The 22,504-nt window shown below is 38.3% G+C and carries 22 protein-coding genes and 1 riboswitch; of the genes, 20 read left to right on the top strand and 2 right to left on the bottom strand.

Annotation, left to right across the window (positions count from 1 at the left end):
* Window positions 1-32: 32 nt before the first annotated feature.
* The gene (locus QDN89_RS05265) at window positions 33-1,751 is read right to left on the bottom strand and encodes an Rqc2 family fibronectin-binding protein (RefSeq protein ID WP_280769046.1); all 1,719 of its coding nucleotides are present in this window, start codon (window positions 1,749-1,751) and stop codon (window positions 33-35) included.
* A gap of 190 nt (window positions 1,752-1,941) precedes the next feature.
* On the opposite strand from QDN89_RS05265, the gene QDN89_RS05260 reads away from it, so the two are divergent.
* The 15 genes from QDN89_RS05260 to spoVM all read left to right on the top strand — a co-directional run bounded on the left by QDN89_RS05260 (window position 1,942) and on the right by spoVM (window position 16,739).
* Entirely contained in the window at window positions 1,942-2,823 is an 882-nt protein-coding gene (locus QDN89_RS05260) for a YicC/YloC family endoribonuclease (RefSeq protein ID WP_280769045.1), read from the top strand.
* A gap of 149 nt (window positions 2,824-2,972) precedes the next feature.
* Window positions 2,973-3,236, top strand: coding sequence for an extracellular matrix/biofilm regulator RemA (gene remA, locus QDN89_RS05255; protein WP_168004695.1), 264 nt, complete (start codon window positions 2,973-2,975; stop codon window positions 3,234-3,236).
* 231 nt (window positions 3,237-3,467) lie between these two features.
* Window positions 3,468-4,079, top strand: a complete 612-nt coding sequence (gene gmk / locus QDN89_RS05250) for a guanylate kinase (protein WP_280769044.1) — start codon at window positions 3,468-3,470, stop codon at window positions 4,077-4,079.
* A gap of 4 nt (window positions 4,080-4,083) precedes the next feature.
* The gene (gene rpoZ / locus QDN89_RS05245; protein ID WP_280769043.1) at window positions 4,084-4,302 is read left to right on the top strand and encodes a DNA-directed RNA polymerase subunit omega; all 219 of its coding nucleotides are present in this window, start codon (window positions 4,084-4,086) and stop codon (window positions 4,300-4,302) included.
* Between the two features lie 251 nt (window positions 4,303-4,553).
* Window positions 4,554-5,759 (top strand): bifunctional phosphopantothenoylcysteine decarboxylase/phosphopantothenate--cysteine ligase CoaBC, encoded by a 1,206-nt coding sequence (gene coaBC / locus QDN89_RS05240; RefSeq protein ID WP_280769042.1) that lies wholly within the window; start codon window positions 4,554-4,556, stop codon window positions 5,757-5,759.
* Window positions 5,760-8,195: a primosomal protein N' gene (priA, locus tag QDN89_RS05235; RefSeq protein ID WP_280769041.1), complete on the top strand. Its 2,436-nt coding sequence runs from the start codon at window positions 5,760-5,762 to the stop codon at window positions 8,193-8,195.
* Between the two features lie 127 nt (window positions 8,196-8,322).
* Window positions 8,323-9,276, top strand: coding sequence for a methionyl-tRNA formyltransferase (gene fmt, locus QDN89_RS05230; protein WP_280769040.1), 954 nt, complete (start codon window positions 8,323-8,325; stop codon window positions 9,274-9,276).
* Complete coding sequence (rsmB, locus tag QDN89_RS05225; RefSeq protein ID WP_280769039.1) at window positions 9,269-10,633, top strand: 16S rRNA (cytosine(967)-C(5))-methyltransferase RsmB; 1,365 nt, start codon at window positions 9,269-9,271, stop codon at window positions 10,631-10,633. The genes fmt and rsmB overlap by 8 nt, the downstream gene beginning before the upstream one ends.
* 71 nt (window positions 10,634-10,704) lie before the next feature.
* Entirely contained in the window at window positions 10,705-11,457 is a 753-nt protein-coding gene (locus tag QDN89_RS05220) for a Stp1/IreP family PP2C-type Ser/Thr phosphatase (protein WP_280769038.1), read from the top strand.
* Window positions 11,454-13,481 (top strand): Stk1 family PASTA domain-containing Ser/Thr kinase, encoded by a 2,028-nt coding sequence (gene pknB, locus QDN89_RS05215; RefSeq protein WP_280769037.1) that lies wholly within the window; start codon window positions 11,454-11,456, stop codon window positions 13,479-13,481. The genes QDN89_RS05220 and pknB overlap by 4 nt, the downstream gene beginning before the upstream one ends.
* Before the next feature lie 37 nt (window positions 13,482-13,518).
* Window positions 13,519-14,403, top strand: a complete 885-nt coding sequence (rsgA, locus tag QDN89_RS05210; RefSeq protein WP_280769036.1) for a ribosome small subunit-dependent GTPase A — start codon at window positions 13,519-13,521, stop codon at window positions 14,401-14,403.
* Between the two features lie 2 nt (window positions 14,404-14,405).
* Window positions 14,406-15,056 (top strand): ribulose-phosphate 3-epimerase, encoded by a 651-nt coding sequence (gene rpe / locus QDN89_RS05205; RefSeq protein ID WP_280769035.1) that lies wholly within the window; start codon window positions 14,406-14,408, stop codon window positions 15,054-15,056.
* Window positions 15,057-15,081: 25 nt separating this feature from the next.
* Window positions 15,082-15,187: riboswitch (TPP riboswitch) on the top strand.
* Between the two features lie 81 nt (window positions 15,188-15,268).
* Window positions 15,269-15,829: an energy-coupled thiamine transporter ThiT gene (thiT, locus tag QDN89_RS05200; protein ID WP_280769034.1), complete on the top strand. Its 561-nt coding sequence runs from the start codon at window positions 15,269-15,271 to the stop codon at window positions 15,827-15,829.
* Window positions 15,830-15,875: 46 nt separating this feature from the next.
* Complete coding sequence (locus QDN89_RS05195; RefSeq protein ID WP_280769033.1) at window positions 15,876-16,538, top strand: thiamine diphosphokinase; 663 nt, start codon at window positions 15,876-15,878, stop codon at window positions 16,536-16,538.
* A gap of 120 nt (window positions 16,539-16,658) precedes the next feature.
* Window positions 16,659-16,739 (top strand): stage V sporulation protein SpoVM, encoded by an 81-nt coding sequence (spoVM, locus tag QDN89_RS05190; protein WP_280769368.1) that lies wholly within the window; start codon window positions 16,659-16,661, stop codon window positions 16,737-16,739.
* Window positions 16,740-16,827: 88 nt separating this feature from the next.
* Here the strand turns inward: spoVM and rpmB are convergent, their stop codons facing one another.
* Window positions 16,828-17,016 (bottom strand): 50S ribosomal protein L28, encoded by a 189-nt coding sequence (gene rpmB, locus QDN89_RS05185; RefSeq protein WP_280769032.1) that lies wholly within the window; start codon window positions 17,014-17,016, stop codon window positions 16,828-16,830.
* 273 nt (window positions 17,017-17,289) lie between these two features.
* Here rpmB and QDN89_RS05180 point away from each other — a divergent pair, with 273 nt between their 5' ends.
* From QDN89_RS05180 to sdaAA, 5 genes are all read left to right on the top strand, one after another.
* Entirely contained in the window at window positions 17,290-17,655 is a 366-nt protein-coding gene (locus QDN89_RS05180) for an Asp23/Gls24 family envelope stress response protein (RefSeq protein WP_280769031.1), read from the top strand.
* A gap of 25 nt (window positions 17,656-17,680) precedes the next feature.
* Window positions 17,681-19,366, top strand: coding sequence for a DAK2 domain-containing protein (locus tag QDN89_RS05175; protein WP_280769030.1), 1,686 nt, complete (start codon window positions 17,681-17,683; stop codon window positions 19,364-19,366).
* A gap of 168 nt (window positions 19,367-19,534) precedes the next feature.
* Window positions 19,535-20,395, top strand: coding sequence for a DegV family protein (locus QDN89_RS05170; RefSeq protein ID WP_280769029.1), 861 nt, complete (start codon window positions 19,535-19,537; stop codon window positions 20,393-20,395).
* Between the two features lie 393 nt (window positions 20,396-20,788).
* Window positions 20,789-21,451, top strand: a complete 663-nt coding sequence (gene sdaAB, locus QDN89_RS05165; protein ID WP_280769028.1) for an L-serine ammonia-lyase, iron-sulfur-dependent subunit beta — start codon at window positions 20,789-20,791, stop codon at window positions 21,449-21,451.
* A gap of 171 nt (window positions 21,452-21,622) precedes the next feature.
* Complete coding sequence (gene sdaAA, locus QDN89_RS05160) at window positions 21,623-22,504, top strand: L-serine ammonia-lyase, iron-sulfur-dependent, subunit alpha (RefSeq protein WP_280769027.1); 882 nt, start codon at window positions 21,623-21,625, stop codon at window positions 22,502-22,504.

Raw genomic sequence — 22,504 nt, 5'->3', positions numbered from 1 at the left:
TAAACAAGGTGCTGCCTTTTCACTACGTAAGATTATTGTTGAGCATTATTAGCCAATTGGCGAACAAGGTCTTGGTCTGGATTAACAAATAGTGTCGTTTGATTATCATATGTCACATATCCTGGTTTCGCACCATTCGGTTTTTTCACGTGTCGAATCAACGTGTAGTCAACAGGAACTTGACCTGACATCCGACTTTTACTAAAGTAAGCAGCTAAGTTTGCAGCTTCCAATAATGTTTGTTCACTGAAATCTTGATGACGAATAATGACATGAGAGCCAGGGATGTCTTTCGTATGAAGCCACGTATCATCTTGTCTCGCTAAACGAGTAGTTAAATACTCATTTTGTTTGTTGTTTTTTCCGACGTAAAGGTCAATGCCTTCAGAGGATACATAACGTTCCACAGATGGTTTACCTGGTTTCTTTTTCTTTTTTTTCTGGACTTTCTTTTTTAAATAGCCGCCGTTTTCTAACTCTTCACGAATATCATCAAGGTCTCTAGTAGTTGCAATTTCAACTTGTTGGATCAATGTATCGAGATAAAACATTTCGCTTTCTGCAGATGCTAGCTGTTCTTTAACGAAGGCAATAGAATTTTTGAGTTTATGATATTTTTTAAAAAATTGTTGAGCGTTATCCGAAGCTGATTTATGAGGGTTTAAAGGAATCGTCAACTCATTTTGTTCCGGATCATAGTAGTCAACAACAACCAGCTCTTTTTGACCAGTTGAAACGAGATGCATATGCGCAGTAAGTAATTCTCCATACTTTTGCTGTTTTTGTGCCTTGTCTGCATCCTTTAATGTTTTTTCTAATTTTGTGATTTTCTTCTTATTCTTTTGGTATTCATTTCTTAAAAATCGTTCTAAATCATGTGCCCGCTGTTTTACGCGATCTCGTTCTGCTTTGTCGACAAAATAGCGGTCCAACATGTCATGAACATTATCGAAATATGTTCGTTCACCGTCTAAATGGTCAAGTGGAATAACGGAAAAGGCATCCTTTGCAGCATCAGTAATGACAAAAGGTGAGTAATCGTTATTCTGAACTGGTTTTAGAACATTGATAAATGCTGGTGGTAACGTGTCACGGTTCGTGAATTTAGCTCTATGAAGAATTTCTTTAATCACTTGTGGAGAGAGTCCACTAAACGTATCCCTTAGTTGCTGATCCATTTTCCCTTTATTAAAGTCTAATTTTTTTAATAAAGAGTCTTCATCCATATCTAACGGATTTAATTTATCCATATGAGGTGGTTCTTTATACTGTTGTCCAGGTAACACTGTTCGGTATTGAGATAAAGATGGTGAGATGTGTTTGATGCTATCTAAAATGACATCATTTTCTTTATCCATAAAAATAATATTACTGTGCCTTCCCATCAATTCAACAATTAATTTTTTGTAAGATACGTCACCTAATTCATTTCGACCTTTGAATGAGAAAGTGATAACTCTTTCAAGTCCATCTTGTTTAATACTTTCAAGAATACTACCTTCTAAATGTTTTCTTAGTACCATACAAAACATTGGAGGTTCTTGTGGGTTATCGAATTTTATATTTGTTAAATGGAAACGTGAAAAAGAAGGATTAACGGAAAGAAATAATGAATGATTTTTCCCGTTCGCTCGAACTGTTAACATTAAATCCGTCGGAAATGGTTGGTGAATTTTTGCGATTCTGCCGCTAACGATTGTCTTTTTTAAATCATCGGTGACCGCTCGTGTAACAATGCCATCAAAAGACATCGGGACACCTCCTTTTAAATTTCTTAAGCTTGCCCTTGTTATTATAGCAAAAACTATCATAGGAACAAATAAAAACACGTATCTTAGCCTACAAACAAGTGATTTATTGAACAAATAGACGATAAATCAAGCTCACCCCTTGTTGTCTGGACAAAAATTGTTTAGAATATAGATTGTGGATGTGATAGAAATGATAATGAGTATGACAGGATACGGGCGATCCGCTAAGGAAAATGACAATTGTCAGGTGACAGTAGAAATGAAGGCGGTAAATCACCGTTTTTGCGAAATTAATATTCGAATGCCTAGACAATTATTCTTTTTGGAAGACCGTATGAAGAAAGTCATTTCACGTTATGTCAAACGTGGAAAAATCGATGTATTCTTGAATTTACACGGGGAAGGCATTGTAAAAAGGTCACTATCTATCGATTGGGACCTCTTTGATCAATATCAACAAATCTATGAAAAAATGGCAGAATCAACAAACTCTTCGACAACTTTACCAATAGATCAATTGCTTTTGCATGATGAAATCGCAACGATAAAAGAATCAGATGAGATTTCAAAGGATCTAGAAATAATGGTACAAGCTGCTGTGGAAGATGCAACGGTTCAACTAATGGAAATGAGAGACCGTGAAGGGAAAGAACTTCATAACGATATGAAGCAAAAACTTAACAATGTAAGTGAATCGGTAGAAAAACTTCGAGAGATAGCTCCTAATGTACAAGAGGAATATCAAGATCGTTTGTTAAAAAAAGTAGAAGCTTTTACGAAAGAGAATACAGAATTAGATGAATCACGTGTTCTAACCGAAGTAGCTGTATTTGCAGATAAGTCAAATATCGATGAAGAGTTAACTAGGATTGACAGTCATATCAAGCAATTTTTAGAAGTTTTACATGAGGCAAATGTGGTCGGGCGAAAATTAGATTTTCTCGTCCAAGAATTAAATAGAGAAACAAATACGATTGGCTCCAAAGCCAATCATTTAGAGGTCAGCCAAATAGTTGTGAACATCAAAGCGGAGTTAGAAAAAATCCGCGAGCAAATACAAAATGTTGAATAACGATTTTATCCACTAGTTATCTAGAGTGATCATTTCGTTATATCGTACACTATGATGTAAAGAATTTATTTTATTGACCCTGTGAAGCACCATAGCAACAAAAACATATTTTAAACAAAAACTCGTAAAAACAGATAGGAGAATGAAACTTGGATATTAAGCTAATTAACATTGGATTTGGTAACATTGTATCAGCAAATCGTATCATCTCGATCGTAAGTCCAGAGTCTGCTCCTATAAAACGAATTATTTCTGATGCAAGAGAAAGAAACATGTTGGTAGATGCGACATATGGTCGTCGTACACGTGCAGTGATTATAGCTGACAGTGATCATGTAATTTTGTCGGCGGTGCAGCCTGAAACGGTCGCCCAAAGAGTAATTACTAGCAAAGAAGACGCAACGGAAGAATAACACCAACCTCTTGCCATCGGGTTTCCGATGGCTTTCCGCTTGCATTTATATTTGTTTCTAAGTTGTATTTTTTGTTATAAACCATTATGATATGAAGGCACTAACAAAAGCTACTTTTTTTTAAAAAGTATTTTGGTCTACATAATAAAACATTAAAGTGAGTGGACTAGACCTACCATACGAATAAAAAACGTGATAAACTATATTGATCAATGAATGCTGGAGGTTTATATGAGAAGAGAAAAAGGTCTACTAATTGTTCTCTCAGGTCCTTCTGGAGTAGGAAAAGGAACAGTTTGTGGAGCATTAAGAAAACATGATACTCATATTCAGTACTCTGTTTCTGCAACGACACGCAAACCACGTCAAGGGGAAGAAGACGGAGTAAGTTATTTTTTTAAGTCTAAAGAAGAGTTTGAACGAATGATTCGCGAAAATGAACTGTTAGAATATGCAAAATATGTGGATAACTATTATGGAACACCAAGAAATTATGTAGAGGATACCTTGGCAAAAGGCCATGACGTCATATTGGAAATTGAAGTCCAAGGAGCTCTTCAAGTGAAAGAATCCTTCCCGGAAGGCGTATTTATATTTCTCATGCCTCCAAGTATCAAAGAGCTTAGAAATCGAATTGAGGGAAGAGGAACAGAATCTCAAGATTTAATCGATAGCAGAATGACGATTGCTAAAGATGAAATTGATCTCATGGATAAATACGACTACGTCGTAGAGAATGATCAAGTGGAATATGCAGTGGAACGGATAAAATCCATTGTTACTGCCGAGAATTGCAAAAAGGAAAGATTAATTCATCTATACAAAGAACTTGTGGAGGAGTGATAGCATGTTAGATCCATCTATTGATTCGTTAATGACTAAAATTAATTCTAAGTACACATTAGTAACGGTGTCGGCCCACAGAGCACGTCAACTCCGAGAAAACCCTAGTTTATTTGAAAAAACTAGTAAATCTAAATCAGTGAATTACGTCGGTATGGCTCTTGAAGAAATTGAATCTGAAAAATTAACATATGAAATTCGCGACGAAGATGAAACAACCTGATCAAAAGGTTGTTTTTTCTTTTGTTTTTCTGCCGTTTTTTCGGTATCGTATAGATAGAAAAGCATCACCACCTCAAACAAAACGATGAATCATAAAAATTACCAAGTCTCTAGGTGATGATGGGAAACATCTTTAGAGAAACAACAGTGAAATGGAGCGATGCAACATTTAACAGGATAAACATCGGTAATAGACATATTTTTTTTAATTCATTTTAAAATAGGAATTATTGCAATCGGAGGCGGATGAAAATGAACAAAGAAAAACATATTTTATTATGTGTCACAGGTGGAATTGCTGTTTTCAAAGCGGCAGCTTTAACGAGTAAACTTATTCAACAAGGATATAAAGTGAAAGTAGTCATGACTGATTCAGCAAGAGAATTCGTGACACCACTTACTTTTCAAGCGTTATCAAGAGATCATGTGTATATGGATACTTTTATTGAACCAAATCCAGAAAAAATAGCCCATATTGACATTGCCGACTGGGCAGATCTTGTTGTTATCGCGCCTGCCACGGCAAACATTATTGGCAAACTAGCGAATGGCATTGCTGATGACATGGTTACAACGACACTCTTAGCAACGACAGCCCCTGTTATGATCGCACCAGCGATGAACGTTCATATGTATGACCATCCTGCAGTGAAGAGAAATATGGAAACACTGCGTACCTTTGGCTATCATTATATTGAACCAAATGAAGGCTATTTAGCATGTGGATACGAAGGAAAAGGCAGAATGGCAGAACCGGAAGATATATTAGCGATGATTGATCATCACTTTATACGAAAAGAAAACAAACGTTGGCACGGCAAAAATGTATTGGTGACTGCTGGCCCAACCCAAGAAGAGATAGATCCGGTCCGTTTTTTTTCTAATCGTTCTTCTGGAAAAATGGGATATGCGATTGCAGAAATGGCAGCGGCAAGAGGAGCTCATGTGACACTTGTTAGTGGACCAAGTTCCTTATCAGCACCTCATGGAGTCAATCTCGTTTCCGTAAGATCAGCAGAAGAAATGTACAAGACTGTCCATTCTCACTTTGACCAGATGGATGTCATCATCAAGGCAGCAGCCGTAGCTGATTATCGTCCGAAATCGTTTCACACGAATAAGATGAAAAAAACAGAGGGGGATCTTTCTGTAGAAATGGAACGGACAGATGACATTCTTAAAACATTAGGTGAGAAAAAGAAAAACCAAGTTTTAGTCGGGTTTGCCGCTGAATCAGAAAACATTGAGGAGAATGCAAAAAAGAAAATCAAATCAAAAAATTTGGATATGATCGCTGCGAATTCTATCAATAACGAAGGTTCTGGATTTCAAGGTGACACAAATGAGTTAACGTTATTTTTTGCTGATGGAAAAGAAATAGAGATCTCACTTACGACAAAAAAATTAGCGGCAAGCCAACTCCTAGATGCGATAGTCCCATTGTTGGAGGGGAAATAAATGATCGCAAAAGTAATCGTGGATGTGGCTGTTAATCAAACGGACCGCGTATTTGATTACCTTGTTCCACCAGAATATGAAGAAACGATTGTTCCTGGAATTCGCGTGAATGTCTCGTTTGGACCACGTAAAGTACAAGGATTCGTGTTAAATACAGAGGAAAAATCTGACTACGACGTAAAAAAATTAAAACCACTTGATGAATTAATAGACTTATATCCACCTTTAACAAAGGAACTGATTGATTTATCAAAGTGGTTAAAAGATGATACATTGTCGTTTCATATTTCGGTGTTGAAATCTATGCTACCTGCGGCAATGCGAGCAAAGTATCAGAAAAAACTCTCGTTAAAAACAGTGGATGAGTTTGATCAGCTCCCAATAACATTGCAGTATCTATTTAAAGATAAAAAGGAAATTGAAAATTGGGATGAATGGCGTAAAACAGCATCAGAGGAAGAAAAGAAACAAATGATGAGAGCTGTGAAGGATAAACTTTTACTCGTCACACCAATCGTGAAAACAAATGATAAACAGAAGACACAAATGGTAATTTCTACTCCATTTACAAAAGAAGAACTGAAAAAATCATTAGAACAACTGGCAAGAGCTGATAAGCAGAAACAACTGATTCTTTATATGATTGAAAACGTAAAGAAAGATGAAAAAATCCCGCTTATCCAACTAATGGAACAAGCGAACGTGTCGAGGGCAACCTTACAAGAATTAGTAAAAAAGAAATGGCTAACGAAAGAGGAAGTAGTCGTTGGACGAGATCCATACGAAGGTCGCAAGTTTCAATCTACGGAACCGTTACCGTTAATGGAGGAGCAGCAACAAGCGTTAGATCCGATTGTTTCTTCTATCCAAGAAGACCGTCATGAAACGTTTTTGTTACGAGGAGTGACCGGCAGTGGAAAAACAGAGGTTTACCTTCAAGCGATCGATAAGGCGTTGCAAAAAGGGAGAGAAGCGATCGTTCTTGTTCCAGAAATATCACTTACTCCGCAAATGGTTACTCGATTTAAAGAACGATTTGGTTCTCGAGTAGCTGTTCTTCATAGTGCCTTATCTAAAGGAGAAAAGTATGACGAGTGGTTGAAAATTCGTGAAAGGAAAGTGGATGTTGCTGTTGGGGCAAGGTCTGCAATTTTTGCCCCATTTGAAAATTTAGGTATTCTTATTATTGATGAAGAACATGAAACAAGCTATAAACAAGAAGAACTGCCGAGATATCATGCAAGACAAGTTGCGATCAAGCGTGGGCAAAATTATCAGTGTCCAGTCATTTTAGGTAGTGCAACTCCTTCGTTAGAAAGTTATGCCAGAGCAAAAAAAGGCGTCTATCATTTGTTAACGATGCAAAGTCGAGTGAACCATGTACAAATGCCGGAAGTGTCTCTCATCGATATGAGAGAAGAGTTAAGAAATGGAAATCGTTCGATGTTCTCCAATGCTCTTCTTGAAGCAATACAAGTTCGAAAAGACAAACAAGAACAAACCGTGTTGTTTTTAAATCGAAGAGGGTATTCAACGTTTATTATGTGTCGAGACTGTGGTTATGTAGCCCAATGTCCGCATTGTGATATTTCTTTAACATATCATCGTTCTAATCAATCACTCCAATGTCATTATTGTGGGCATATCGAAACGATTCCTAGCATTTGCCCAGAATGTAGCAGTGATTCCATTCGTTTTTTTGGAACCGGTACACAAAAAGTCGAAGAAGAATTATTAAAAATATTCCCTGACATCCGTGTAATTAGAATGGATGTGGATACGACTCGACGAAAAGGATCTCATGAAAAACTGCTTAACCAGTTCGGTGAAGGTAAAGGGGATATCTTGCTTGGGACACAGATGATTGCGAAAGGACTAGATTTTCCGAATATTACGCTCGTAGGTGTTTTAGCGGCAGATTCCATGTTGCATCTTCCAGACTTTCGTTCGGCTGAGAGAACATTTCAACTGTTAACACAAGTGAGTGGGAGAGCAGGAAGACACGAGAAAACTGGTGAAGTAATGGTCCAGACGTATACGCCGGATCATTATAGTATTTTAGATGTAAAGTCACATGATTTTCTATCTTTTTTTGAAAAAGAAATGGCAATAAGGAAACATGGTGGTTATCCGCCATATTATTTTTTAGTATTGATCCATGTCAGCGATGAAGAATTGGATCGTGTCGTTTCCGTTACAGAAAAAATCACGTCATTTTTGCGAAGAGAACTTTCAGAAGAAACGATGATATACGGACCTGTTGCCTCTGCTATCCCGCGGATCAAGGATAGATATCGCTACCAATGCATGGTAAAATATAAAGTTGAGCCGAAACTAACGGAGACGTTGCAAGAAATTATAAAAACGTATCAAGGTGAGATGGTTCGAACGGGTTTGGCGATTACAATTGATACAAATCCATATATGATGCTTTAAATAAAGGATCTATATTCGTAGGATGTTGAAGTTGAAAATTACCGCTCGCGGATTTCAACTTCAACACTGGCATTTATCAGAGACTAAAAGATACTAGTGGAGTTAGTAAAGAGGGGGATAAAGTTTTATGAAAATAGTATTTATGGGGACACCAGATTTCGCTGTACCTGTATTACATATGCTTGTGGAGAATGGGTATGACATTGCACTCGTTGTGACGCAACCAGATCGACCAAAAGGAAGAAAGCAATTGTTAAGTCCACCACCAGTGAAAGTTGCTGCTGAAGAGTTGAACATTCCTGTGTTTCAACCAGAAAAGATCAAGCACGAAGAAGAGTGGAAAACGGTAAAAGAAGTAGCACCAGATTTAATCGTTACTGCAGCTTTTGGTCAAATCTTACCAAAAGAACTGTTAGATATTCCACCTAAAGGTTGTATCAATGTCCATGCATCCCTGTTACCAAAATACCGTGGAGGAGCGCCAATTCACCAGTCCGTCATTGATGGAGAGAAAGAGACAGGCATAACGATCATGTATATGGTCGAAAAATTAGATGCAGGAGATATCATATCTCAAAAGGCGATCCCAATATTAGATGAGGATACAACGGGGACAATGCATGATAAATTAAGTCGACTAGGGGCGGACCTTCTTCAAGAAACGATTCCAACGATTCAAGAAGAAAAGGTGCAAGCCGTTCCTCAAGACCAAGATCTCGTTACATTTGCTCCGAATATTAAAAAAGAACAAGAATTGATTCATTGGGATTCCCCAGCAAGGAGTATATTTAATCAAATTCGTGGGTTAAACCCTTGGCCTGTAGGATTCACAACGGTTCATGGTAAACGATTTAAAATTTGGGAATCGGTCGTTGTATCAAAACAGACGGATGCTGAACCAGGTACGGTTGTTGAGATGACTAACGAGTCTATTCGTATTGCTTGTGGAAAAGGGACAGTTCTTGCATTAACAAAAGTACAACCATCAGGAAAGAAGCCGATGGATGTTTCCACGTTTGTAAGAGGCGCTGGAAATACGTGGACCGTTGGAATGAGGTTAGGAGAAGATGCACATGAGTAAACAAAAGCCTCAAGGGAATGTACGCGAAGCGGCGTTAGATGTTTTATTAAAAATTGAAAAAAACCAAGCTTATAGTAATTTACTGTTAAATGATACGATCAAAAAATTAACCGTTTCAACAAAAGACGTTCCATTGCTGACTGAAATCGTATATGGAACCATTCAACAGCAAAAAAAGATAGATTTTTATCTTGAAGCCTATTCAAAGAAGCCGTTAATTAAATTAGAAGTATGGGTTCACCTTTTGCTTCGATTAACTGTTTACCAACTCGTTTTTTTAGATAGAATACCAGATCATGCTGCAATTAACGAAGCTGTAGAAATTGCAAAACGGCGAGGCCATAAAGGTATTTCAGGAATGGTGAACGGTATTTTACGATCGATGCTACGAGGGGAGTTACCTCGTGTAGATGCGATCGAAAATAAAGTAGAGAGACTGGCAGTGGAAACAAGTCATCCTGAATGGCTGCTAACAAGATGGATAAACCAATACGGTTATACAAAAACAGAAGAAATAGCCCACGCGAATCTAACGACACCTATTCATTCCGTACGAGTGAACACAACTGTTGTTTCAAAACAAGAAGTGATTGAATCATTGCAAGAAGATGGGCTTGAAGTAGTAGAAAGTCCAAACTTGGAAGAAAGTTTACGAATTGAACGAGGTTCTATCGTAAATACAGAAGCTTTTAAAAAAGGATGGCTTTCGATTCAAGACGAAGGTTCTATGCTTGTTTCTCACGTACTTGCTCCTGAACCAGGAGAAATTGTTTTAGATGCGTGTGCCGCACCTGGCGGAAAGTCGACTCATATTGCAGAGCTTATGGAGAATCGTGGTGATATTAAAAGTATCGATATACACCCACATAAAGTAAAGTTGATTTTAAATCAACAAGAGCGTTTAGGATTATCGATCATTGATGGTCAAGTATTTGATGCCAGACAGTTGAATGACGAATATAAATCTGAAACGTTTGATCGTATTTTAGTCGATGCTCCTTGTTCTGGTTTAGGTGTTATTCAACGTAAACCTGATTTAAAATGGGCGAAACGTGAATCGGACATTGAGAGGCTATCAACAATACAACAAGAGATTGTAGAATCAGTTTGGCCCCTTTTGAAAAAAGGGGGACGATTAGTATATAGTACGTGTACAATCGATAATGAGGAGAACGATCGGGTGATTACGACCTTTGTTAATGAACATGAAGACGCTAGTTTTGAAGAGGGATTTATTGATCGCTTGCCTAAAGTGATGAGAGAAAAAACGGAAGCAACACCTGGTAAAATTCAGCTATTCCCTGGTGAATTTGATACGGATGGTTTTTTTATCTCATCGGTCATGAAGCAGATGTAATCACTAATTGTAGTATTTAAGCTTGAGGGAGTTAGAGAGGAAAAAGTGAAAGAAATGAGGGGATTAGAGATATGGAAGGTATTTTCCGTACAGATATCGGTAAATTAAGAGCTCATAATGAAGATAATGGTGCTATTTCAGAAGGTGAAGTTGGTCAAATGTTAGCGCTCGTTGCAGATGGTATGGGTGGACACCAAGCTGGGGACGTGGCGAGCGAGATGGCAAAAGAAGCCATGTTGAAACATTGGCAAGAAATTAGCGGTCACTTTACACCGAAAGAAGCAGAAAAGTGGTTATTAGAGACCGTTTCAAAAGTGAATAAAGAATTGTTTAGCTACTCACAAAGTCATCCACAATGCGAAGGCATGGGGACAACCTTAGTCGCAGCCTTGTGTTCAGATGAGTTCGTTACCTATTCCAATGTAGGCGATTCGCGAGTTTATTTATATGAAGAAGAAGTGTTAAGACAATTATCAGACGATCATTCTTTAGTTGGTGAACTGGTTCGCAAAGGCCAACTCTCAGAGGAGGAAGCCGAACACCACCCGAGAAAAAATGTCTTATTACGAGCACTTGGGACAGAGGAAACGATCGAAGTGGATGTAGAAACTGTCGGCTGGAAAAATGGATCCGTGTTACTTCTTTGTTCCGATGGTCTGACTAATAAATTGTCTGATCAAGATATCCAAAGCCAAATAGCTACGAATCAACCACTTGAAACCGTTGCTGAAAAATTAGTGGAACAAGCGAATGATAATGGCGGTGAAGATAATATTACAATTTCATTAGTTCGTCATGAGACCAAGGATGTGAGTCTTTCATGAGTAAAAAGAGAATTAATGACCGTTATGAAATAGACCGTCCTATAGGTGGCGGTGGAATGGCTGACGTATATTTAGCAAAAGATTTAATATTAGATCGTTCCGTTGCTGTGAAAATGCTTAAATCTCAGTTTTCCAAAGATGATGAATTTATTCGTCGCTTCAGACGAGAAGCGCAATCGGCTACGAGTTTATCTCATCCAAATGTGGTCAATATATATGATGTAGGGGAAGAAGAAGATCTTTACTATATTGTGATGGAATATGTGGAAGGGCAAACATTAAAAGACTATATTCAAGAGCAAGGTAAACTGACCGTTCATGAAACTGTTCGGATATTAAAGCAAATGACTGCGGCTGTAGAGCATGCCCATGATAATCATATTGTTCACAGGGATTTAAAACCTCATAATATCTTGCTCAGTGTGGATGGAACTGCAAAGGTCACTGATTTTGGCATAGCAAGAGCGATCAGCGAAGCAACCATTACCCACACAAATTCTGTATTAGGGTCTGTCCATTACCTGTCTCCAGAACAAGCGAGAGGTGGACAAGTTACGTATAAGTCCGATCTATACTCATTAGGAGTTGTGACGTATGAAATGCTCACAGGGGAAGTCCCTTTCAGTGGAGACACTGCGGTATCAGTAGCGATTAAACATCTACAAGAACCACTGCCAGCATTGCGAGAGCAGCTGCCTGATATTCCGCAAAGTGTAGAAAATCTAGTTATGAAAGCAACAGCAAAAGATCCGTCACTACGATATGAATCAGCTGAGGATATGATTAATGATTTACAGACAATTTTAGACCCGAGTAGAGCAAATGAAAAACCATTTATGAACCAATTCCCTGACGAAGAGATGACTAAAGCTGTACCGATTGTTGGAGCAGACTCCACAACGGATCATGATCAGACGATGATGCACCCTAATTCGAAAATGAGAGAAACAGCGACGTTTGAGAATAAAAATGAGAACCCTCCTAAAAAACGAGGGACAAAATTTTGGGTGAAGATCTCTCTTTTAGCGCTAGTATTTTTTGTTGGGTTGATTTTCGTTGTGTTTTTCCTTATTCCAAGCTGGCTTCATGTGGATGATGTAGAGATTCCGGAAGGGTTAGTAGGGATGCACTATGACGAAGCTTTTGAAACATTGACTGAATTAAATTTGGAAGTTGAGCAAGATGTTCGTTTTGATGATGAAATAGAAGAAGATCATGTCATTTCTCATCGACCGAGTGCAGGGCAGTTCGTCAAAGAAGGAACTGTTGTTACGTTAGTTGTAAGTGAAGGAATTGAGCCAGTTGAAATGGCAGATTTTATCGGGGAAACGAAAGACTTTGCTGAACAGAATTTAGCTGACTATCAAGATATTGAGATTGAATATGAAGAAACGTTAGATTATACTGATGACACCGTTCTCGAGCAGAGTCCTGAGGCTGGGGAGATGGTGCAACCACAAGAAACGGTTGTAAGATTGACAGTTAGTGAGCGACCAACATTTATTATGAGTAATCTATCTAATATGACTAGGGATGAAGTACTAGAAACGATTTCCAGTCAACCACTGCTAGACTTAGAGACGGAAGAAGAATATCATCCTAGTATAGAAGAAGGTAGAGTCATCTCTCAATCGCCATCTAGAGGTGATGAAATTCGAGAAAGAACGACTGTCAACGTTGTGTTTTCTAGAGGTCCTGAACCAGTGGAAGAGCCACCTGAGGAAGAAGAAGAAGAACCTATTTCTACTGAAGTGGCGTTTACTGTCGAAGTTCCCGAAAGTGATAACGGAGACAATGAAAATGAAAATGAAGATGCTAGTTATCGAATCCGTATTTCTGTTACAGATATGGAAAATCGAACGCCAAATCAAGTCATTGACGAAGAAATCAGTGAAGATACGACGTTTAATGTTCCTATGACTGTTGCACCTGGCGACTCTGGATTTCTTATCTTATTTGTTGGAGAGGATGAATTTGAGGAATCACCTTATGAATATACGTATGAGCAGTTAAAAGAACAATAACTACAAATGGTCAACGAAATGATTGAAGGAGGTTAGGATGGCAAAAGGACGAATTGTCAAAGCACTCAGTGGTTTTTATTATGTAGAAAATGAAGATGGTATTTTTCAGTGTAGAGCTAGGGGTAACTTCCGGAAACGGAAGCTTACCCCACTAGTTGGAGATTGGGTTGAGTTCGAAGCAGAAAATAGAACAGATGGGTACATCATGGCTTTAGAAGATAGACAAAATAAGTTGGTTCGTCCACCGATTGCGAATGTTGAACAAGCCATCCTTATTTTTTCTGTGGAAAAACCTTCGTTCAATCCCGTTTTACTTGATCGATTCCTTGTTCATGTGGAAGCGAGTAAGATAGAACCGATCATTTGTTTGTCTAAGATTGATTTAGAGAAAGACGAAGAAAAGGCGGCAATGATAAGCTACGTTGAGGATTATAAAAATTTAGGATACGAAGTGTTAAAAACATCGATCTATATAGATGAAACGCTAAGAAGTTTAGAACCATTTATCAACGATAAAGTATCTGTTTTCGCTGGTCAATCTGGTGTTGGTAAGTCATCTCTTCTTAATGCTTTGAAGCCAGGTATTAATATTGAAACGAATGAAATATCGAAAAGTTTAGGGCGTGGCAAACATACGACAAGACATGTGGAATTAATTCCACTAGATGGAGGTGGCTATGTGGCAGACACCCCTGGCTTTAGTTCCCTTGATTTTCAAGATATTTTGCCAGAAAATTTGTCACTAACTTTTCCTGAGATGCGGGAACGAATTAACGAATGCAAGTTCCGTCAATGTACGCATGTCAACGAACCTAATTGCGCCGTTAAAAAAGCGCTGGAAGACGGAGATATCGCTCCTCATCGTTATAAGCACTATGTGCAATTTTTAGAAGAAATTAAAAATCAAAAGCGGAGGTATTAGAGATGATAAAAATAGCACCATCGATTTTGTCAGCAGATTTTTCTAAGTTAGGGGAAGAGATTAAAGAAGTAGATCAAGGCGGTGCGGATTACATCCACGTGGATGTAATGGACGGTCATTTTGTTCCTAACATTACAATTGGACCTCTTGTTGTTGATGCGATTAGACCCTTGACGACGTTACCATTAGATGTTCATTTAATGATTGAAAATCCAGATCAGTATATTCCTGACTTTGTAAAAGCAGGTGCTGATATCATTAGTGTCCATGTAGAAGCATGTCCGCATCTGCATCGAACGATACATATGATTAATAATCTTGGTGTGAAGTCTGGTGTCGTGTTAAATCCTGCAACACCAGTTGATGCAATCAAACATATTATTGCTGACGTTGATTTAGTTTTATTGATGACGGTGAACCCTGGATTTGGTGGTCAGTCATTTATTGAAGACGTGATGACGAAAGTGAGAGAAGTAAAAGAACTTGTTGATGCGACTGGAAAAGACATTGATATAGAAATCGATGGTGGTGTAAACCCTGAAACCGCAAAACTTTGTGTGGATGCTGGCGCGAATGTATTAGTTGCTGGTTCAGCGATATATGGTAAAACGAATCGAAAAGAAGCTATTGAAAGCATTCGACAAGCAAGGTAGAATAGAAGACGCACGAAAATAATATATGAACCACGAGGGGAGTCCGAAGAAGGACTGAGAGGGAGCTTTACCGCTTCGACCCTTTGAACCTGTAAGTTAGCACTTGCGTAGGGATGTGGAGCCGATAAAAACGGCTGTTGCCTACAACAGCCGTTTTTTTGCGTGCTCGTTCCTCCAACTTGTGGTTCGAGAATAACGAAGGAGGAAGTTAGATGAATAATGTAAGACCGACATTGTTGATGGCTGAAATTTCTATCATGGCGTCACTAGCTGTTATTTTAGACTTAATGACTTTATTAAGATTTTGGCCACAAGGGGGTTCTGTCTCTTTAGCAATGGTGCCAATAATCATTATGGCATTTCGAAGAGGTGTGAAAGCGGGTGTATTGACTGGACTGATTTTTGGTTCAATTAACATGATGTACAACTCGTTCATCGTGCACTGGCTACAAGCACTTTTAGATTATCCTATTGCTTTTGCTGTTGTTGGTTTAGCAGGTGTTTTTGCGATAAAAGAAAGTCAAACAAAAGGTCGGAAAGCGATGATGATTGTTTTTGGAGTTATATTGGGAGTAGGGTTACGATTTGTTTCGCACTTTACAGCAGGTGTTATCTGGTTTGGTGAATTTGCTCCTGAAGGAACACCTGTAGCAGCATATGCGTTCACATATAATTTATCTTATTTATTCCCGTCACTCCTCGTGTGTTTAGCGGTTGTGATCATTTTAAGTAATGCTAGCAAAAAAATCGTTCAACCTTCGTTATCCTATTGAATAGGCTACAAGTAAATCGGGAGGTTCATATGAAGGAGCGAGTTTATTGACATATATATTAATGGCAGGTGGGCCAACTCACCATGTCCCTTCCGTAATTACCATTCAAAAGCAGTATCCTAATGCTAAATGGGTTGGTGTAGATCGAGGTGTTTTTTTGCTTTTGAAAGCAGGGATTATCCCCGTAAAAGCTTTTGGTGATTTTGACTCTTTATCAGATGATGAACGTCGTTGGGTTGACGACAAGGAGATGGAACTTAGTGTTTATCCTTGTGAAAAAGATGAAACAGATATGGAAATCGGATTAAATTGGGTACTAAAACAAAAGCCTGATCAAGTCATTCTTTTAGGAGCAACTGGGGGAAGATTAGATCACTTATTTATGAACGCCCACCTGATTTTGTTAGGAGTTAGAAAAGGAATTTCTATTTACATTCAAGACCGTTGGAATAAATTTACGATTTGGGGACCTGGAACTTACAGAGTGAATAGAAGTAGTTATTCTTATGTTTCTCTTATTCCATTAACGAATGAGGTGATAGGTTTAACCTTGAAAGGTTTTAGGTATCCACTTGACAATGCAACGATAAAACAAGGATCTAGTCTTAGTTTAAGTAATGAAATCATAGAAGAGTATGGAATCATCTCGTTTTCTCAAGGCCAAGTATATGCTTTTGAGTCCGTGGATGAGAGAAATCATAAAGAATAAAGAAAAAATTGGTACTATTTCTCCGCTTCTGAATATAATGTGTAATAACGAGGTACTGATAAGTGATTTCTCAATCATAAGATTCATTCGCTTCGAATGTTCTTTCGGGGAGGGGAAAGCATGAAATTTTATACGATTAAATTACCTAGATTTATTGGAGGATTTGTGCGCGCGGTACTTGGGACCTTTCGTAAAGAGTAACCGACAGAAAAAACGTTCTGCCATCTTAATACAGAGCCCAAAAAGTAAAAAAACGGCGCAGGGTGCGCCGTTTTTTATCCTTGTAAAATTATACTCGTTCAACTTTACCAGATTTTAGAGCGCGAGCTGAAACATATACACGCTTCGGCTTGCCATCAACTAAAATGCGTACTTTTTGTACGTTTGCACCCCAACGGCGCTTTGTAGAGTTCAACGCATGAGAACGTTTATTTCCAGTTCTAGGGCCTCTACCCGTTATAACACATTTACGTGCCATAAATATCCCTCCTTCTGTTTCACGATGAAAACAATCATTCGTATGCTATTTAAAATTCAAATGAGACACTTGGTTATATTAGCATAGCAAGTGAAAGAATTCAAGTTATTTAGAAATTTTTATCAAGTAATGAAGCTTGACAGCATCTTTTAAACCAAGTATGGTAAAATTGCTTTTGGCTTCAACTTAAGTTTTCTTTTAAATTTTGTTATTTTATAGTAAAATGACGATAGCCATAAAGGTAAAATACCTTATTAAGGAGGCATATTTCCTATGACCATAGAAATGAAAACAAAGTTTGGAAATATTGATGTATCAAAAGAAGTAGTTGCAGTTATAGCTGGAGGCGCAGCAGTTGATTGCTATGGCATTGTTGGCATGGCATCACGAAAACAGTTAAAAGATGGCATTACAGACCTTTTAGGAAAAGAGAATTTAGGACGCGGTGTGGTCATCCGTGAACAAGAAAACGAAGAAGTTCATATTGATATGTATATTATTGTTAGCTACGGCACTAAAATTTCTGAAGTAGCCCATAATGTACAATCCAAAGTGAAATATCAGTTAGAGCAAATGCTTGGATTGAAAGTTGACTCTGTTAACATTTTCGTTCAAGGCGTTCGCGTAACCAACCTTTAGAAGTTCATAGTTAGGAGGAACATTCGTGACTGTCAATATTATCGAAGGGGAAAAGTTTGCGCAGATGCTTGTTGAAGGCGCAAACAATCTCTCCAGTAATTCAAAAAAAATTGATGCATTAAATGTGTTCCCTGTGCCAGATGGAGATACAGGGACAAACATGAACCTTACGATTACATCCGGGGTGAAAGAAGTACGAGCACAAACAAAGAACCACGTTGGGGCGATTTCTTCGAGCTTTGCTAAAGGGCTGTTGATGGGCGCAAGAGGAAACTCAGGCGTTATTCTTTCTCAGCTGTTTCGTGGTTTTTCGAAATCTGTAGAAGGAAAAGAAACCATTACAGCAAAAGATTTGAGTAAAGCGTTAGACTACGGCGTAGAAATGGCTTATAAAGCGGTCATGAAGCCAGTAGAAGGTACGATTCTTACAGTAGCCAAAGATGCAGCTAAAAAAGGGAATGACTTCAGTAAACATAATGAAGATGTCAATGAACTCATGGCTGTCGTTCTTGAAGAAGCTAAAGCTTCTTTAGAACGAACACCCGATCTACTCCCTGTATTAAAAGAAGTTGGAGTGGTGGATTCAGGTGGGCAAGGATTAGTAACGATTTATGAAGGTTTCCTTGCTATTTTAAGAGGAGAGAAAGTTGCTGATTCTGTTCAACAAGACGAACCACATATGGACGAGCTTGTTAAATTAGAGCACCACCAATCTGCACAAAGCCACCTTGCTACGGAAGATATCGAATTTGGCTATTGTACAGAAGTGATGGTTAAATTTGAAGAAGAAAAAATGGCTGAAAATCCGTTCAGTGAAGATGGGTTTCGTCAGCAGTTAGACCAATACGGTGATTCTCTATTAGTCGTTGCAGATGAAGAACTATTAAAAATCCATATTCATGTTGAATATCCTGGTAATGTCATTTCAGAAGCGCAAAAGTTTGGTTCGCTAGTCAACGTAAAAATTGAAAATATGCGTGAACAACATACGACAATTTTAAACGAAAAAGGTAGCGAACCTACAGCACCTAAACCTTCTAAATCTAATAAGAAAACAGAGTATGCTGTTATAACTGTTGGATTAGGAACGGGTATTGCCGACCTCTTCAAAGGATTAGGTGTGAAAACAGTCATTGAAGGTGGGCAAACAATGAACCCATCAACAGAAGACTTTGTTAAAGCGATTGACGAAAGTAATGCGAATAAAATCATTCTTTTACCTAACAATAGTAATATTGTAATGGCTGCAAATCAGGCTGCCGATGTGTCGGATTTGGATGTCATCGTTGTGCCTTCCAAAACGGTGCCACAAGGTTTAGCTGCGATGCTTGCATTTAATCCAGAACAATCGTTAGATGAAAATGCAGATGGAATGAATGAAATCATGAAAGAAGTGAAAACCGGCGAGGTAACATACGCTGTTCGTGATACAAGTTTAAATGGAGTGGCTATTAAGAAAGGCGATTTCATGGGCATTTATGAGAAAAATATCGTATCAACAGGTTCTTCTGTTCAAGAAGTTGCGAAAGAACTGATTGCTGAAATGGTAGATGATGAGAGTGAAATTTTAACGATCATCAGAGGTGAAGACCGAACAGAGTCAGAATCAGATGAAATAGTCCAATACATTGAAGAACAACACGATGATGTTGAGGTAGAAGTTCATTTAGGGAATCAACCACTATACTCTTATATTTTGTCTGTAGAGTAGAAAATTCTGGGATCCACTCTTTTCTGTCAAAAAGTTCTCGATTCTTTAATGAGAAAGTTTAGCACTTGGGAAAGCAAGTGAGGGGCAGGAAAAATAGATCTACGAAGAATTTTTAGACATCCTCTTTACTGTACTTCTATTATCACTATGAAACTGGGGGTTGTTTTCATGAGTATTGTAAAAATCGTTACAGATTCTACGGCTGATATTCCTTTTGATTTGCAACAAGAGTTAGATATTTCAGTTGTTCCATTAAAAGTGCATTTCGGAGAAGAAACATTTGAAGACGGTGTTAATTTAACGTCTAATGAATTCTATGAAAAATTGGGTGGAGCAGATAGCATTCCAACAACATCTCAACCAACCCCCCATCAATTTGAAACGGAATATCGTCAGTTGTTTGAAGCAAATGATTCTCCTGATATCATATCTATACATTTGTCATCAAAATTAAGCGGTACATTTCAGTCTGCTTATATTGCTTCTCAAACGCTAGGAGATGATATTCCAGTAACCGTTGTCGATTCAAAACGCGCGTCTTATGCAATAGGCATTATCGTAGTTGAAGTTGCAACGATGGCGAAAGCTGGCGCAACGAAAGAAGACTGTTTAAAAAGAGTGGATGAGCTACTAGAAGATACAACTGTTTTTTTCATGGTAGACACGTTAGAGTATCTTGAGAAAAATGGGCGTATTGGAAAAGCTTCTGCTGTGTTAGGTTCGTTACTGAAAATAAAACCAATCTTATCCTTAACAGAGGAAGGTGAGGTTTTTCCTTTCGAGAAAGTACGCGGTCAAAAGAAAGCGATTCATAGAATGATTCAGGAGTTCGAAAACCGCTACGGTAAGGATGATATTCATGTTGGTATTTCTCACGCAAAAGCGGAATCAGAGGCAAAATCTCTGATGACTCAAATGAATGATCATTTTACTGTAAAAAAAGAAGTTCTCACTAATATTGGACCGGTAATTGGCACCCATGTTGGACCAGGAACAATAGCCGTTTCTGTTACGAAAATGAGAAAATAAGACCTCTTGTTCGTGTGAAATAAACTTTTTTAAACTGTCCCGGTTATTTTGGGACAGTTTTTTTGGTTGAAAATGATAGATCCATGAGTTTGAAGAAAGTGGTTGAAATAGTCGGGTTTCGGTTCAGTGCGGGTCCACCTCTTAACTACAGAATAACTACTAACTATATGCCTACTTTTTGCTCTTCTATAAATTCTGATAGCCGATCGAGAGTGAATTTGTTAAGATGATCATGGTGGTAATGATTTTAACCACCGAAGAGTAAGAAAAGACAAATAGAAGGAAGACTTTATAATACGTTATTTGAAAGAAAGCGCTAACACGTCAGTCTAGTCAATGAATCTATTAGAAATTGAGGATCATCAAACGACCTCGACATTAGGAGGACATCAAATGAAGTTTAGAAGTGTTTTCGATATTATTGGTCCGGTTATGATAGGACCATCAAGTTCACATACAGCAGGTGCAGCAAGAATTGGATTAGTAGCTAGACAACTATTTCAAAAAAAACCAACGTGGGTAGCTTTTCATCTTTACGGCTCTTTTGCGAAAACGTATAAAGGACATGGTACAGATGTAGCTCTTGTTGCAGGCGTTCTCGGTTATGATACGCATGATGAAAGAATTACAAACTCATTTGAACATGCTAAAGCAAATGATCTGTCTTTTTCTTTCCATGAAGAAGAGGCTCACCTAGATCATCCGAATACTGTAAAAATTCGTTTAGGTAATGAAGACGATGAAATGGAACTGATAGGTATTTCTATTGGTGGAGGTAAGGTTGAAGTGAAAGAATTAAACGGCTTTGATTTAAGGCTGAGTGGGAACCATCCTGCTATTTTAGTTGTGCACGATGACCGTTATGGGACGATTGCATCGGTAGCAACGAAACTTGCACAAAATGAAATAAATATTGGTCATATGGAAGTATCTCGAAAAGAACAAGGAAAAGAAGCACTTATGGTCATTGAAGTTGATGAAAACATTGATGAATATACGATATCAGACTTAACAAAACTTGAGCACGTAAAAAAAGTGACAAAAATCCACGAGTAGTTAGATCAAGAGCAATAAAAGTTCTGTTCACTTGAGTCAAGTAAACTCATGGTAGAATTTTTTCGAAATTGACTTGGACTTTCTTTTGTCCATTAACTCATTTCGCTTTCAGTTTGTTACGAAAGTATTTAATAAAATACTAACAGAGCCAGCATCAAAGGAGGAAGTCATATGTTTCGAAACGTAGAAGAACTTATTCAACTATGTGAAGATAAAAATTGTTCCATTTCAGAGGTCATGATTAAGCAAGAGATGGAAGTCCATGAAAGAAGTCGCGAAGATATTATCGCTCAAATGGAAAAAAACTTGGACGTGATGGAGCGAGCTGCAAATAGAGGAATTATAGAACAAGTCAGATCCGTTTCAGGATTAACTGGTGGAGATGGAAAAAAACTTCATGAATATATGCAGCTAAACGACACACTGTCAGGTCACGTCATGTTAGATGCCGTTAGTAAGTCGATGGCAACCAACGAAGTGAATGCTGCTATGGGGACTATTTGCGCAACCCCTACAGCAGGTTCAGCTGGTGTCGTGCCTGGAACGCTTTTTGCTATGAAAGAAAAATTAAACCCTTCAAAAGAACAAATGATTCGCTACTTGTTCGTTAGTGGAGCATTTGGATATGTTATTGCAAACAATGCGTCTATTTCAGGTGCTGCTGGGGGATGTCAAGCTGAAGTAGGTTCTGCTACAGGAATGGCAGCAGCTGCAATTGTAGAAATGGCAGGTGGCACACCAAAACAGTCAGGGCAAGCTATGGCGATGGCACTTAAAAATATGCTAGGATTAGTGTGTGACCCTGTTGCTGGTTTGGTTGAAGTGCCATGTGTGAAGCGGAACGCATTTGGTGCATCAAATGCCCTTGTCGCAGCTGATTTGGCTCTTGCTGGAATCGAAAGTCGTATTCCGTGTGATGAAGTTATTGATGCGATGTATCGCATTGGAGAAACAATGCCATCCAGCTTACGTGAGACAGGAGAAGGTGGTTTAGCAGCAACACCAACAGGAAGAAGATATCAGGAGCAAATCTTCGGATCAGGCTCCAAGTAA

It is taken from the genome of Salipaludibacillus daqingensis, assembly GCF_029891575.1.
GTDB classification, from domain to species: domain Bacteria; phylum Bacillota; class Bacilli; order Bacillales; family Salisediminibacteriaceae; genus Salipaludibacillus; species Salipaludibacillus daqingensis.
This window is presented reverse-complemented; position numbering and strand designations above follow the sequence as displayed.